General features: G+C 59.5%; 14 protein-coding genes and 1 pseudogene. 10 read left to right on the top strand and 5 right to left on the bottom strand.

Annotated elements, in window-relative coordinates:
• Positions 1 to 40: 40 nt before the first annotated feature.
• The 3 genes from ACPPVP_RS33500 to ACPPVP_RS33490 all read right to left on the bottom strand — a co-directional run bounded on the left by ACPPVP_RS33500 (position 41) and on the right by ACPPVP_RS33490 (position 1,973).
• A complete protein-coding gene (locus tag ACPPVP_RS33500; RefSeq protein WP_426527855.1) occupies positions 41 to 598 on the bottom strand; it encodes a hypothetical protein in 558 nt (185 codons plus the stop codon).
• Positions 599 to 665: 67 nt separating this feature from the next.
• Positions 666 to 1,262, bottom strand: a complete 597-nt coding sequence (locus ACPPVP_RS33495; RefSeq protein WP_426527854.1) for a hypothetical protein — start codon at positions 1,260 to 1,262, stop codon at positions 666 to 668.
• A 438-nt stretch (positions 1,263 to 1,700) separates the two neighbouring features.
• Positions 1,701 to 1,973 (bottom strand): hypothetical protein, encoded by a 273-nt coding sequence (locus ACPPVP_RS33490; RefSeq protein WP_426527853.1) that lies wholly within the window; start codon positions 1,971 to 1,973, stop codon positions 1,701 to 1,703.
• Between ACPPVP_RS33490 and ACPPVP_RS33485 the strand changes: the two genes are divergently transcribed.
• Positions 1,972 to 2,202, top strand: a complete 231-nt coding sequence (locus tag ACPPVP_RS33485; RefSeq protein ID WP_426527852.1) for a hypothetical protein — start codon at positions 1,972 to 1,974, stop codon at positions 2,200 to 2,202. The genes ACPPVP_RS33490 and ACPPVP_RS33485 overlap by 2 nt on opposite strands.
• A gap of 39 nt (positions 2,203 to 2,241) precedes the next feature.
• Here ACPPVP_RS33485 and ACPPVP_RS33480 read toward each other — a convergent pair whose 3' ends face one another.
• A complete protein-coding gene (locus tag ACPPVP_RS33480; protein WP_426527851.1) occupies positions 2,242 to 2,595 on the bottom strand; it encodes a hypothetical protein in 354 nt (117 codons plus the stop codon).
• A gap of 1,005 nt (positions 2,596 to 3,600) precedes the next feature.
• Positions 3,601 to 4,086 (bottom strand): hypothetical protein, encoded by a 486-nt coding sequence (locus ACPPVP_RS33475; RefSeq protein WP_426527850.1) that lies wholly within the window; start codon positions 4,084 to 4,086, stop codon positions 3,601 to 3,603.
• Positions 4,087 to 6,568: 2,482 nt separating this feature from the next.
• Between ACPPVP_RS33475 and ACPPVP_RS33470 the strand changes: the two genes are divergently transcribed.
• From ACPPVP_RS33470 to gspM, 9 genes and pseudogenes are all read left to right on the top strand, one after another.
• A complete protein-coding gene (locus tag ACPPVP_RS33470; protein ID WP_426527849.1) occupies positions 6,569 to 6,829 on the top strand; it encodes a hypothetical protein in 261 nt (86 codons plus the stop codon).
• 283 nt (positions 6,830 to 7,112) lie between these two features.
• Complete coding sequence (locus tag ACPPVP_RS33465; RefSeq protein WP_426527848.1) at positions 7,113 to 8,321, top strand: type II secretion system F family protein; 1,209 nt, start codon at positions 7,113 to 7,115, stop codon at positions 8,319 to 8,321.
• On the top strand, positions 8,318 to 8,806 hold the full coding sequence (locus tag ACPPVP_RS33460; protein WP_426527847.1) for a prepilin-type N-terminal cleavage/methylation domain-containing protein: 489 nt from the start codon (positions 8,318 to 8,320) through the stop codon (positions 8,804 to 8,806). Before ACPPVP_RS33465 ends, ACPPVP_RS33460 begins: the two co-directional genes overlap by 4 nt.
• Positions 8,796 to 9,191 (top strand): prepilin-type N-terminal cleavage/methylation domain-containing protein, encoded by a 396-nt coding sequence (locus tag ACPPVP_RS33455; RefSeq protein ID WP_426527846.1) that lies wholly within the window; start codon positions 8,796 to 8,798, stop codon positions 9,189 to 9,191. Before ACPPVP_RS33460 ends, ACPPVP_RS33455 begins: the two co-directional genes overlap by 11 nt.
• Positions 9,188 to 9,259 (top strand): annotated as a pseudogene (locus ACPPVP_RS33450) (prepilin-type N-terminal cleavage/methylation domain-containing protein); the annotation flags it as partial. The gene ACPPVP_RS33455 and the pseudogene ACPPVP_RS33450, both read left to right, overlap by 4 nt.
• Before the next feature lie 12 nt (positions 9,260 to 9,271).
• On the top strand, positions 9,272 to 9,922 hold the full coding sequence (locus ACPPVP_RS33445; RefSeq protein WP_426538437.1) for a prepilin-type N-terminal cleavage/methylation domain-containing protein: 651 nt from the start codon (positions 9,272 to 9,274) through the stop codon (positions 9,920 to 9,922).
• Complete coding sequence (locus ACPPVP_RS33440; RefSeq protein ID WP_426527845.1) at positions 9,919 to 10,827, top strand: general secretion pathway protein GspK; 909 nt, start codon at positions 9,919 to 9,921, stop codon at positions 10,825 to 10,827. Before ACPPVP_RS33445 ends, ACPPVP_RS33440 begins: the two co-directional genes overlap by 4 nt.
• Positions 10,828 to 10,856: 29 nt before the next feature.
• The gene (locus ACPPVP_RS33435) at positions 10,857 to 11,954 is read left to right on the top strand and encodes a PilN domain-containing protein (RefSeq protein ID WP_426527844.1); all 1,098 of its coding nucleotides are present in this window, start codon (positions 10,857 to 10,859) and stop codon (positions 11,952 to 11,954) included.
• A 3-nt stretch (positions 11,955 to 11,957) separates the two neighbouring features.
• The gene (gene gspM / locus ACPPVP_RS33430) at positions 11,958 to 12,497 is read left to right on the top strand and encodes a type II secretion system protein GspM (protein WP_426527843.1); all 540 of its coding nucleotides are present in this window, start codon (positions 11,958 to 11,960) and stop codon (positions 12,495 to 12,497) included.
• Positions 12,498 to 12,502: the final 5 nt, after the last annotated feature.

The raw sequence follows: 12,502 nt of genomic DNA, 5'->3' as shown, positions 1-12,502 counted from the left end.
CTGACAACCTTCAGCGGCCGAAGCTTGTAGCGACCTCAGTTCACGATTTAATTTTGGCTCTCTGAAGAGCAAAAGCCCTTAGCTGCCAGAGCCGGGCAATGGCTACCACGGATACCCCTGCAGCGGCGACGAGGTCGACGGCGGTGCGCGCCGCTGGCGCTTGCGCATTCCATGCGTCGACTTCGTGCAGAGAAATGAATCGAATGATCGCGAAGCCTAAAGTCAGGCCCATAAAGCCGATGGCGAGGCGATAGCGCTTAATGTAGTGCCATGCCCACAGTAGGCCCCAAACGATTAAAGCGATGACTACGGCGGCGACGGCGATGCTTGCCGCAATCTGCAAACTTCGGCGGTCTTCGTACCAACCTCGTTGCTTGAAGATGTCGCGCAAGAGGCCTCCGAACCCTCGCAGCAAGCCGAGGCCACGCGCCGTCTTCAGCAGGCATAGCAGGAAAAACACGCTTGATAATCCGGCCCAGATCAGTGCGTCCGAGCCTGGCAAGCCGTGGTATTGGGCCCGTCGGCAGGCAACAGCGGTCCACAGACCGAACAGGCAGGCAATCGTCAGTGCCACCACACGCATTACATCGTGGCTCATGCAGCAGTAGTATTTCGGTGGAACGGCGATGGCACCGACCGGAGACTAGAGGCGGGCAAATGTTGCTTCAGCAACAAACAAAGAGACCGCCCGAAGGCGGTCTCTCCGATCTGGATAGAGGATTAAAACCTACGCAGCTGCCATTTTTCGGCGCCGCCAGGCAATCAGTCCGCCCAGCGCCATTACAAGACCGGGTAGGCCCGCGCCAACGATCGGACCGGGGACCGCGGGGATGGTAGCAGCGAATGGATTCCGTGTTATCGCCGTTGTTTTCGTCCCAGTAATAAAGCGACAACTGCTGGCGGAGGACGCGCGACCCTGAAGCGGGTGCCTCCTCGTTCTCGGCGAACCAGCTCTCCCCGGTATTCGTCTCTGCGAACACCTTGAGGTCTTCCGGCTCTACGACCTGCTTGCGCGCATCGACGTAAATCAACACGGTCATTGGTCGCTCTTTAACTTTCGCTTGCCCCCAATGATGCTTTTTGACGTCGGGATTGAACGCAAGCACCACGTTACGATCAAGCGCCTTCATGAATGCGATCCGCGCTAACATCGTCGGTCCGCTTCGCGCCACCAGTATCAACGCCTCGACAGCGACTTGCCACTGGGCCAGGTCGGATTGCTCTTTCGGCAAGCCGGTGATGTAGTCGGCGGCATCACGCAACGTATGGAGTGACCTCCCGTCCAGGAGGAGTATTGGATCCTCAAAACGTCGCTGCCAACTGCTCTCGGGCATAGTATCACGATGCAAAGCGAAAGCCCCGCCTGGGGGAAGCGGAGCTTTCTGATGGGGCTTGTGAGGTAGGGTGACCTCAAACAATTCGTCCGCCCGTGCTCGCAAAAGGTTCAAGGCAATCGTAAAAAACCCGTCTGATTCCTAACCAGCAGCGTTCTTTTCGCGGTCACCGGTTGGCGACCCCTTTTTTAATTAGTACGGGATCAATGTCTATTAGAGCCTTGCTCCCATCGGGCCTTCCGCCGCCACCAGTGGAGAAGACCGGCGCTCGTCAGAATCATGCCCGGCAGCATTGCGCCGACGATAGAACCAGGAACCGTTGTTAGCCGCGCGGCGAATTGTTTTTTCTGCGCCAGAAAAGGTAACTCAATCCAATGGTAGGATGCCAATCCACATCCCGCTCAATTTGATTGTCGGATCAGGGTTTCGCCGGACAAGAAGTGCCAGCAAACAACCGATCAAAAGGGCATCACCGTGGGTATCGCCGTTGTAGGTTCGTTCAGGATCCGCACCGTTCAGCGCGAGGAAGCATCGCCGCGTGACCATCGCTACGATTAGGCCAAGGATACAACAGATGGCGCGCCGAGCGAAGATGAGAGTCAGCAGCGCGGGCCAGAGCAGATGGAACTGCTCGTCCATGGCAAGCGACCAAAGTGTGACCGAGTTTATATTGTTCCCACCAAGCGTGATCAAGGAAGAAAAAGATGATCGCTACGGCTCTAAGGCCATCGAAAGCGGGCCATATTTCAACTTATTCGCTCTGGAAATGGAAAAAAGGCAAGCGGCGCTTGGAGCTGGGAGAGAGGCTACTTCAAAATTGTGCGTTTCGTCCAAGGTGGGCATGCATCCGGGTTCGATCAAACGGTGAGAAACGGGATGAATGCGGCTTAAAAAATGCGGGCCGATGTTAAATCAATAGGAGTGCCAATTGACGCCGATCTGGCATTTCGTGGCGGTTCACGAAATCAGAAATGGTGTGCGGCAATTCGCGCATCTGCTGCTCGCATCTGCGACGAAGTTCTGCAGCTACATCGGCAGAGACATCTTGGGACCAGCTCTCGGCCGTATTGAAAGCCACGACGCGGAACGGATTATTGTATTGGCCTGAAAGGAGATCCTGTATGACGGTTTCCAGGTCCGTGGCTTCGTACTCTGCCTCGCGCCAGGCGCGGCCTAATTTTCCGAAGTCTTCCGCTACGAGATAAGCGGTTTGATCGTTGTCGTTCGGGATTATCGACGGCGTCCAATGGGATTTACGCATTACAAACTCCACTCAAAAGAACCGAAATTCACGTGTGACGCGGCGTGTTCGTTCCTGACGTGTACCGCCAACGGGCGGTCATTGTTCGGGAGCTCCTGTTCTACTTACCAGCCCATGAGGGTCATTGCGTCTGGTGAGGTCGGGGCATATCGCTATAAAAAAGCAGGCTAGACGGCAACGGCAACCAGCTACAGATTGCCACCCAAAGCCGGGTATCGCGTTGAGGGTGGGAACGGCGCGAAGCTACGGCAAATGCGCCCAACTTTATATCGGCCGCGGAATGCTCAATCGCCACGAGCCTTCCTAATGGCGCGTCGCCGCCTGCTCGAGATCCAGGCGCGCAAACCGTAACCGGCTGCAAAACCAAGCCCAAGCAAAATAGCCACGTCCGTCAACATCGAATGCTTCCACTGGCCACACCAAAACCACTAGCAATTGTAGTGCCACGTCAGCCGCGCCATCCGCCTCTCTTCGACAGCGGGGCCAAACCATGGCGTTGGGCCCGCCGCAGGCTCCCTGGAGCAAACACCGTCGCCGCTGCTTCGACGCAGTAGCAGCCGCGCATTTTAGGACACCGGTGCTGACAGGTGTCCCATGTTGTTGCCAATGTTTCCCAGTAAGAAGCCAGTTGGGCAAGAGCTTATCGCGCTGCGTCGGCGCACGGAAGGGAACTTCGGCGCCGACAATGAGCGACTACCTGACCAACTGACGAAGAGGGACAAAATGTCTGAAAGGACGAGAAGGGGAGTCGCATTCTGGCTTCTCGGCGGAACCGGTGTGTTGTTGGCGACATGGCAATTTGCCTTGATTGTTACCCACTGAACTGAATCCGCTCGGCAATCGGCTCTCAGCATGCATGCGGTTGATCCTGGCGCGTGTCGCGGCAGTCTGTAACTCATGCGCCTTTGTTCAGCAGGGCCTCCGGACTGCGCGAAGCGGAGCTACCGACCGCGCAGCTTGCGCTCAAAATATGGACCAACAATCGCCATCGCGAAGAATACCTATTTACCGGTCCCAACCCACGTAGTAGCGCGGAAACAGCGTTGGCCGTGCGTAGAGTCCGGTGACGTGGCTGCTACTGACGCAGTAGCCGCCCGAGTAGCTGCGATAGTAGCTTCCGGGAGGGACGCCCCTACCCGCAGAAGGGTGACCGTAGCAGTAGTAGTCATCGTAGTGCCAAGGCGAGGTGGTGGCGGCGACTGCGGTTGCGAACACTTCATTGCTGTACACTGACCGCCGCGCATGTCGGCGCAGCGTCCTGGCGGCGCTCATTTGGGGCGGGGCGCGATCAGCCGCCTCTGCGATTTTGACCTCCAGCGAGACGCCATCCTGTTCAGACCAGCTGAACGACAGCGACACCGCACATGCAACGGTCAAGGTCGCGATTGCAGTTCTCTTCGAAGCCAATTTCATGAAATTCTCCATCGCCTCACGTCCATTTCCCAACGGCATACCCGCGATCAGAATGACGGGCGTTGTTTGCAGGTCCATAACGGACTGAACCCGTCAGGAGCGCCCTGACTTGACGGCGTCAAAGATTTTGTCTGGGTCTGAGGTCCATGCGAAGGGCCATGATCGAGAATGAATACGGCTGCGGCATGACTTTGCATGAGATTCCGAGGCCGTCGCGGAGAAACGTCTGTGCCGCGCCGACCGATCAGAGGCCCGCATTTTGCCCATTGGCTAACCCCGGCTGCCCACGTTCGTCTGCGATCGCTCCGGGCGGGAGCGGGCCGAGCCAACCAGGTTGTGAAGAACAGCGTTGTTGATCCCACTAGCGGGGATGGCGGGTGACCACCATGTTGAGTCATGAAAGTGGGGCGGATGAACCGGATGCCATGCCATGCGTGCGTTCGCATTTGCGCTTTTTCTATGCCTTCCAAATTTTGCTGCGGCGACGGAGCAACTGCAATATAATCCGTATACCAAGCGATACGAATACGCTCCGAAAGGAGCCACACCGCAGTACAATCCCTACAGGAGACAGCGGGAGCTTGTCGGCCCTGGCGAAACGCTTCAGTACAATCCCTTTACCAGAAGACGTGAATATGCTCCTGAGGGAGCTGTGCCGCGCTACAATCCCTACACGAGGCGGCGAGAGCTTGTCGGCCCTGACTAAGGACGTGGCGGTTGGTGTGCGGCGAATCCAGGGGATGAGCGAGTAGAGTCTCTACCAGCACGTCACCGCGCTTCAGATGCCTGCCGGCTCACCCAATACCAGCCGCCCACACGGCCCCACCGGCTATGAGCGTGATGCCTGCCATGAACAGGATTGTTTCGGCCCGCGTCAGTAACCAATTGCTACGCATGTTGCGCCTCAATCGTTGGACTGCCCCGGGTACGGTGATATCGAACCGTTAACGAGGGATGAATGGACTCCCTCAACTCCGGTCATTTTGAGGCGGCGCCATGGCGCCTGTTGGGCGCGGATTGAACTGCGGAGCTCTACAGGTGGTTTTCGGTCAGCCGGGGGCATGGGTGGTTTGGACCACAAAGTCGGCGCCTTTTGGATGTTCCGTTCCGTCTAAGAGCCATTCGTTCAATTCAAATGCCGCACCTCAGCCACGTGCGCTGCAGCACAGTGCGAGAGCTTCTCCGAGGACTTCCTTATGATCCCGAAAACAATTGCAACGTTACTCATCCTATTCGCCTCCGCTACAGTCAGTGCAAATTTGGCATCGGCCCAGGGCACCGGTTTCAATGGGGGAGGCGGTGGCAGCTTCAATAGCCGTAACTCCCATGGAGGCGGCTTTCACGGACGGGGATCCAACGGCAGGGGCGTCGGCGTATACGGGTTCGTGGATGGCTACGGATACGATAACGACAGTGGAGCTCCCGACTGGTACGGAATCTCTTCTGGTTACGATGAGTGCCCTCTCTTCCGCCAGCGTGTGATGACGCGTGATGGATGGCGCGTCAGAATGATCCCAGTATGTTAAAACAATCAGGATGCGGAATCGGAATTTCCGACTCCAGCCAGCGGTACGCTCGGTGAGATGTTGTCGATGGGACTCGCAACATCAGTAGCTTTAGCCCGTCCGTAAGGCCGGTTCCGCCGTTGCGGTTAGGTAAACCTCACCGCAACTGAGCCCGGGGCTTGCTCTCTTGAGTTGGGATGCCCGCCGTCGGCGCAGAGCTGTCGACGGACTTCCGCGGTCCGGAATAGTCGAGATCCATGCCATTCACTTGGCATGAAAGAGTGCTTATTCCCGTCGTGAGGCTAAAACCGTTAGCGCGTGGGATCTGCACGGTTGAAAATTTGTAAAATACGCCGAAGGCTCTCTGGTTGCCGCCAAGAGGGATGGTCCCCAATTGAAGCGTCAGCGCCGTTACGTTGGATGCTCCGCCCGATCCGGGACAACTAAACGAGCAAGCCTTCCCGTCAGTGCAGGAATATTGCCACTCGAACGCGACTTCTGATGCCCCGAGATATGGGGCGCCATCTTCGGAGCGCTTTCCATCCTGGGCGTTTACCGATTGCATCAGGGGCCCGCCAAAGAGCAAGACCCAGCTCAAAACCAGCCCGTGAAAACTCTTGTTTGCTTTACGCATACGGGTACTCGAAAGCCATTCGGTCGCAGCCTTAAGCTTAGTCAAGGAGCCCCATGCTTGGCAAGGCGCACTGCAATTGTACGCGAATGCCGGCCCGCCGATGTATTCAAATGCGCATACCATAATACCCCCGCGCTTCCGCACTGCAACAAGCCCGTTCAGCCCAGCTTCTAAGCCTCCGTCATCGGGAGGACGGTTGCGGAAGATGCCCGGTTCGACTGAAGGTGGGTCCCAGTCGTTCGACTAGGCTCGGCCCGTCCGGTTCGGATCGGACTCTCATGTTCTCGAGGGGGTTAAACGGCGCCGGTGACCGATAGAGTCTACCCCCGGTCCATGTTCTGGCGCGGGTATTGCCCTGTGACGTCCTAAGGCCACCAGAGTTTTCAAGGTGTGCCAGGTTTGATCATTTGGACGTTATAAAATGAAACAGCAGCGTCATCTTGGAATTGTCACCGCCACGCGCGAGGTGACCCAGGCAAGAGCTTTAATTACCGACCTCCATCGTTTGGTTGATGTGCTTAACGTAGACATCGACTTCCGCGAACAGGAAGCCGGCGTGACAGATCTCGCGCGACCGGAATATCCGGCCGTTGCCAGAACGATGAGAGCACGCCGCGACAATCTGCTTGAAACGATTTCCGCGCTCCGGCAGCGGGCCGGCCATTCGGACGTGCCCATCTAGCGCGGGATGCGCACATATCGTGAAGAAAGATATTTGCGGCCCCAGCGGTAGATGAGCAACCGGCCCATCGCCATATTTTAGACATCAAAGGGACACAAGTTTGACGCGCGGCATGTCCTATTTTCGCCGCTCGCGTGGCCTACCGCGGGTCCACTCGCGTTATCGCAATCGATCAGCACATATCGACGACGGGACGTGAATTTTGAATCACACTGCATCTTGACGACATCGGGCGCTGACGGTTTTTGGATGTCGTCGACATAACCTCGGCACGCACCGGTCAATGCCACAGTTCCGATATCGAGCTGTTACCCACGCGGGTGAAATCATCGTCGGCGAGGTCGAGGCTTCGTCGCGTGAGGAGGTGGTTCGGCGCATCGAGTATCTGGGACACCTGCCGATTGATGCCGAGGTCGCGGGAACGGGAATTCTGACCCGCGGTCGCCGGCGTGCCGAAAAGCCACCACGATCTCGCGATGTTTCCATTTTTCTGCGCCAGCTGGCACTTCTGATCGGAGCCGGATTGACGCTCGAAGCGGCACTCCAAACGCTCGGCGAAGACACCAGCAAGGCACTGGGGGGCTTTGCGAGTGGGCTGCGTGCATCGATCTCCGCAGGAGAAAGCTTCGCGGAGGCGCTGGAACATCATCCTTCAACTATCGATCCCGCCTATGTGGCGATGGTGCGCGTGGGGGAGGCGTCGGGCAAGCTCGAAGCGGTGCTGCGCGCGATCGTCGAGGATCGAACGCGCCGGGAACTGATGACCGATCGGATCAATTCGGCGATCCGCTATCCTTTATTTCTTATCGGCACGGCCACGGTCATTCTTTTGTTTTTTCTGATGTATGTGGTCCCGCAGTTCGAACCGGTTTTCAAGGACCTCGGTGGGCGTCTTAATTCAGGCGCAGCATTGATCGTCGCGGCCTCTATCTGGCTGCGTGCCAACGTCGACCTGTTTCTTGGGATGTGTTTGGTTTTGGTCGTCGGCGCGTGGCTGGTATTGCGCAACCGCGAATGGCGGGCGCGGATCGTCGCCGCGATTGCAAGGCTTCCGGGAATTTCGGGGCCGATGGGCGACCGACGTACCGCGCGGATTGTCGGAACGCTCGGCCTGCTGCTCGAAAATGGCGTGCCGCTTCCGACCGCGCTGAAAATTCTGCGCGATGTCCTGACCGAGCCGGATTACGTTGCCGCGGTGGACCGTGTGCACGACCACGTGCGAAATGGCCGAAATTTCGCTGATGCGCTGGCGGAAACCAACCTGCTTCCGCCGCTGGCAGTAAGGATGCTCAGGGTCGGGGATCAAGTCGGAGACCTCGCCTCCATTGTCCGTCAGGCGTCGCATTTCTATGAGCACAAGCTCGGCCTCGGTCTCGACAGGTTGATGGGCGCGATCGGGCCGGCCACGATTGTTGTTGTCAGTGTGGTCATCGGCACGCTGATCGTATCGATTATGAGCGCGCTCCTCAGCATCACGGAACTTGCGCAATGATCAGGACCGCCAGGATGGATCGGCCGCTGCAGTCGAGACTTCGAACGTTGTCCTCCGATCGACGCGCCGGCTTCACCCTGATTGAGGTCGTGGCCGTGATGCTGATCATCGCGTTGGTCGCGTCGCTGGCGGTCACGATGATGCCCGGCACCGGAAGAGGCGGGCTGAAGGCCTTGACGCTCGAAACGGCCGCACTGCTTCGGCGCGAGCGTCTCGGTGCAGTTCTGACCGGGCGGGACCGGCAAGTGTCTCTCGATGGCGAGCGCCGTGTTCTGGTCGGCGATGGAGGCAATGTTCTCGCCATCCCACGTGATGTCGTTCTCGACGTCCTCGGCATCGACGCATTGTGGTCCGGGCGCCAGGCCGTCGTGCGCTTCACTCCGGACGGAGCCTCGACGGGAGCCGTGCTGAAATTTTCACGCGAGAATGCCGAATATGAAATTCGAGTCAATTGGTACACGGGAGGCGTCGCAATTGCGCCGTGACGGCAGCGGGCAGGCGGGTTTCACCCTTCTCGAGGCCTTGGTAGCGCTTGCGGTGATCCTCGCTTTTGCAGTGGTGCTCGGTCCGCACCTGTCTCAGGCGCGCCGCATCATGGCCGATGCCGACGGCCGCGTCGCCGCGCAAGTTCTGCTGCGCTCGCTGCTCGATGCTCCCTTCGACCGTTCCGGCGCGGCCGACTTGTCGCGGGACGGCGAAACAACGGGATTACGATGGCGTGTCGCCTTCGAGCCGGTCGCCGCTGCCGCGCCCCGCGCTGCCGACCGACCGACCTGGCAGGCCTATCGTGTGATGGCAAGTGTGGCCTGGGGCTCCGATCAGGTCATTGCCGCGGAAACAATAAGGCTCCGCAGGGCGTCGCGGCGATGAAAATGCAACGGAACCGAACGCGCGCCGGATGCGATGGCTTCACCCTGATAGAAGTTCTCGCCGCGCTTGCGATCGCGTCCGTGATCATCATGGCGAGCGCTGCACTGATCCACAATGTCGCACTTTTCTTCGACCGCGGAACGCGGAGTGTAGCCGAAGCGGAGCGCCTGATGCTCGCGGTAGAGCGTCTGGCGGGCGATTTCAGTTCCGCCCGCTTCGTTGCGAGAAGAACGGAGGAAGGGAAGGCGGCCGTCGCCTTCGCCGGCGAGCAGGCCAGCATCGTCTTTGTGAGTGCCGGGCGGGCTGCATCGGGACCGCTCGACGACGACCTAATCAGTTTGGCGGTTGAGCAGGACGGTGAAATCAGCCGTTTGCTTAGACGCCAGGCGACCTGGCCCGGACCCCGCGCGCGCTTCGAAGATGTCATGACGAAAGATCCGGTCGTTCTGATCGAGGGCAAGTTGGACATTTCATTCTTATTCGGGCACTTCGCGCCGGATGGCGCCCTCGCATGGTCCGCGAGTTGGGCCAGCGAAAGGGCGTTGCCCCGATACGTCCGGCTGAATCTGCGGGACCGCGTCACCGGTGCCAATCTGCTCGGCGAAGCCGATTTCGTGATTCGCGCCAATGCTCCGGCGGCCTGCGGGCAAGCGGACGCGGCGGTCGCTTGTCTGTCGGTCGCGACTTCGATACCGGGCAACGCGCCCGATCCGAAAGGGCAAGTGCGATGAAACGCAGCGATCCGCGCAGTGGCGTGATTTTGGTGACCGTGCTGTGGTCGATCGCACTGCTGTCGGCACTTGCGATGGCCGCGGCCGTCACCTTCCGCGGGTTTGCGGGCGTGATGGCGGTGGAGCGCGATCGCGTGCAGGGCGCTGCGCTGCTCTCGGCGGGGCTTGAGACCGCCGCCGGCATCATCGACGCTCTCGGTGATGCGCCGCTGCTGGACAACGAAGCGAGGGTCAACCTTGCCACCGGTTCGGTCCGGTCGCGCCTCACCGATGAGGGTGGCCGCATCGACGTTGGAAAAGCGCCAGCCGAAGTTATCGCGGCGCTCTTGCGTTCTGTTGGCGCTTCGCAGGCCGCGGCGAACGACGTCGCCCAGCGTATCGTTGAACGACGCAATCCCGGCAATATGCCTCGTCCGAATGTCGCGCTCGGTTCGACCAATAGTGCGAGCGGGACGCCGCAACAAACAGGGCAGCCATCGACGCCGGAGATCGGGCTGCCATTTTCCGACGTGCGACAGCTGCAGCTCGTTCCCGGAATGCGCCCGGAATGGGTGGCAGGCATTATGCCGCTAGCGACTGTGTTCGGCAGCGAAACGATAAATCCGCTCACCGCGCCACCGGGCGTCATCGCGGCACTTCCCGGGATTGCCAAAAGTCAGGCCGACGCGTTCGTCAGGGCGCGCCACAGCGCTTCGGCAGATGTCGAGCGGCTGACGCGGCTGATAGAACCGGCGCGACGATATCTGGCGGTCAAGCCGGTGCGCGTCGCTTCGGTAGAACTCACGGCCGAACTTGCGAACGGCTATGCCGCTGCCGCTCGGTCGGTGATCGTCGTGCTGCCTCAGGATAGTCTACCCTATCGCGTACTTGTCTGGACCCCGGTACCATCCCCAAGGCTCCTCTAACGGATCGTCTGAAGCACAAAGGTAAAGTCATGCGCATCGGCGCTATCTGGAAACGATGGATCGAAGTCCTCGCGACGCTGTTTTTGTCCTGGCGTGACAGCGGGCGCGAACGTCGTTCGTTGATTGTTACGCGCGAGGACGAATGTGTCGTGGTTCGACGGGCCGAGCCGACCCGAGATGCGATGCTGCGCGACGCCCAGGCAGGAAACATTCTCGCGACCTTGACCCCTGGGATGGAAATCTCTGAAGATATCCAGCGCGCGGCCCACAACAATTTTGTCGTTCTCGAATTCCCTACCGACAAGGTTTTCGTGCGGCGAATAACAGTGCCGGCGCAGGCGCGCAAATTCCTGGCCGGAGTCATCCGCAACCAGATCGAGCGCCTGTCGCCCTGGCCGGCCAATGATGTCGTGTACGGGTTCGCTGCCGAAGCGGGCGCAGAAGACGCCGCGGCGGTGGAGGTGCGAATTGTCATGGCGGCGCGCAGCGATGTCGATGCGGCGCGGCACGATCTGGCCGCGCTCGGCTTGCCGGTTGATCGCGTCGTGGCCCGTGACACGGATAGCGAAGCCGTCGACGAAGTAACCGGCTCGGTAACGCTGTGGTCGCGGCTCGCGGACCCATCGCGCGACAGTGTAGGGGGATTGGCTCGAAAAATTGGTGTCGGAATTGCGGCCTCGGTGGCGGCGACTGTCGCCCTGAGTGTGTGGGCGTGGGCATCGGCATCCTCCATTCGAGATGAGAGTGAGGGCATGGCCGCCCGTTCCAAGGTCTTGCAGAAACAGGTTCAAACAGGGCGTACGGCGTCCTCCCTGGCATCGATGCCGCCGGCAGAACGCGCGTGGGCCACAAAGGAGATGTCTACATCCAGTGTGATCGTGATGGAGGCGTTGTCTCGGGCTCTGCCCGATTCCGCCTATCTCACTGAAATCCGCCTGGAAAAAGAAAACCTTCGGATTGTCGGGCTAGCCGACGATGCTCCCGGATTGCTGGCACCACTTGAGAAATCCAAGCATATGACCGACGTACGTTTCTTTGCCCCGATGGCGCGAGGGCCGGACGGCAAACTTTTCAGGTTCTCCATCGAGGCGCGCGTCCAGCCGCACATCAAGATCGGGGAGGACTGAAACATGCTCAGGCTCGATCGTGAGCAGGCAATTTCTGTCGGGGCTTTCGTCTTGCTGCTTTTGGTGTCGGTGACCGTGACGGGGATGTCGCTTCAGACGCGCGCCGACGCCGTGCGGGAGAGTTCCGAACGTCGTGAGATGCTCTCGCGCCTCGAAGCCAGGCTTCAGGTAAAAGCCGGCCGGCCGACCGCTGCGCCGCCTACCGCATTCCTCGATGCACCGACCCCGGGTCTCGCCAGCGCGCAGCTGCAATCATATCTCGGGCAATTGGCCGGCGATAAAAATGCGAACCTTGTTTCCTCCGGCGGCGAAGCTGCCAAGCGCGACGACGCACCTGATACGGTCCGCGTCCAGGCTACGCTTGACATGAATCTGCAATCGTTGCGGGCGGTGCTGTACCAGCTTGAAAGCGGAACGCCGTACGTTTTCGTGGATGGGTTGTCGGTCCAGCCTGTCAACGCAACAGCGGGGCGTTCTGTCGAAGATCCGCTTCTGCGGACCACTCTGAGCCTGCGCGCGCTTTGGCGGCGAGGTGCGCCGTGAGACAT

It is taken from the genome of Bradyrhizobium sp. McL0615 (genome assembly GCF_049993905.1).
Lineage (GTDB): Bacteria > Pseudomonadota > Alphaproteobacteria > Rhizobiales > Xanthobacteraceae > Bradyrhizobium.
This window is presented reverse-complemented; position numbering and strand designations above follow the sequence as displayed.

Excerpts from the sequence above, each read along its gene's own strand:
- ACPPVP_RS33500 (WP_426527855.1), bottom strand. The coding sequence starts at position 598 with ATGAGCCACGATGTAATGCGTGTGGTGGCACTGACGATTGCCTGCCTG.
- ACPPVP_RS33440 (WP_426527845.1), top strand. The coding sequence starts at position 9,919 with ATGAAACGCAGCGATCCGCGCAGTGGCGTGATTTTGGTGACCGTGCTG.
- ACPPVP_RS33435 (WP_426527844.1), top strand. The coding sequence starts at position 10,857 with ATGCGCATCGGCGCTATCTGGAAACGATGGATCGAAGTCCTCGCGACG.
- ACPPVP_RS33465 (WP_426527848.1), top strand. The coding sequence starts at position 7,113 with ATGCCACAGTTCCGATATCGAGCTGTTACCCACGCGGGTGAAATCATC.
- ACPPVP_RS33490 (WP_426527853.1), bottom strand. The coding sequence starts at position 1,973 with ATGGACGAGCAGTTCCATCTGCTCTGGCCCGCGCTGCTGACTCTCATC.
- ACPPVP_RS33485 (WP_426527852.1), top strand. The coding sequence starts at position 1,972 with ATGGCAAGCGACCAAAGTGTGACCGAGTTTATATTGTTCCCACCAAGC.
- ACPPVP_RS33480 (WP_426527851.1), bottom strand. The coding sequence starts at position 2,595 with ATGCGTAAATCCCATTGGACGCCGTCGATAATCCCGAACGACAACGAT.
- ACPPVP_RS33470 (WP_426527849.1), top strand. The coding sequence starts at position 6,569 with ATGAAACAGCAGCGTCATCTTGGAATTGTCACCGCCACGCGCGAGGTG.
- ACPPVP_RS33475 (WP_426527850.1), bottom strand. The coding sequence starts at position 4,086 with ATGGACCTGCAAACAACGCCCGTCATTCTGATCGCGGGTATGCCGTTG.
- gspM (WP_426527843.1), top strand. The coding sequence starts at position 11,958 with ATGCTCAGGCTCGATCGTGAGCAGGCAATTTCTGTCGGGGCTTTCGTC.
- ACPPVP_RS33460 (WP_426527847.1), top strand. The coding sequence starts at position 8,318 with ATGATCAGGACCGCCAGGATGGATCGGCCGCTGCAGTCGAGACTTCGA.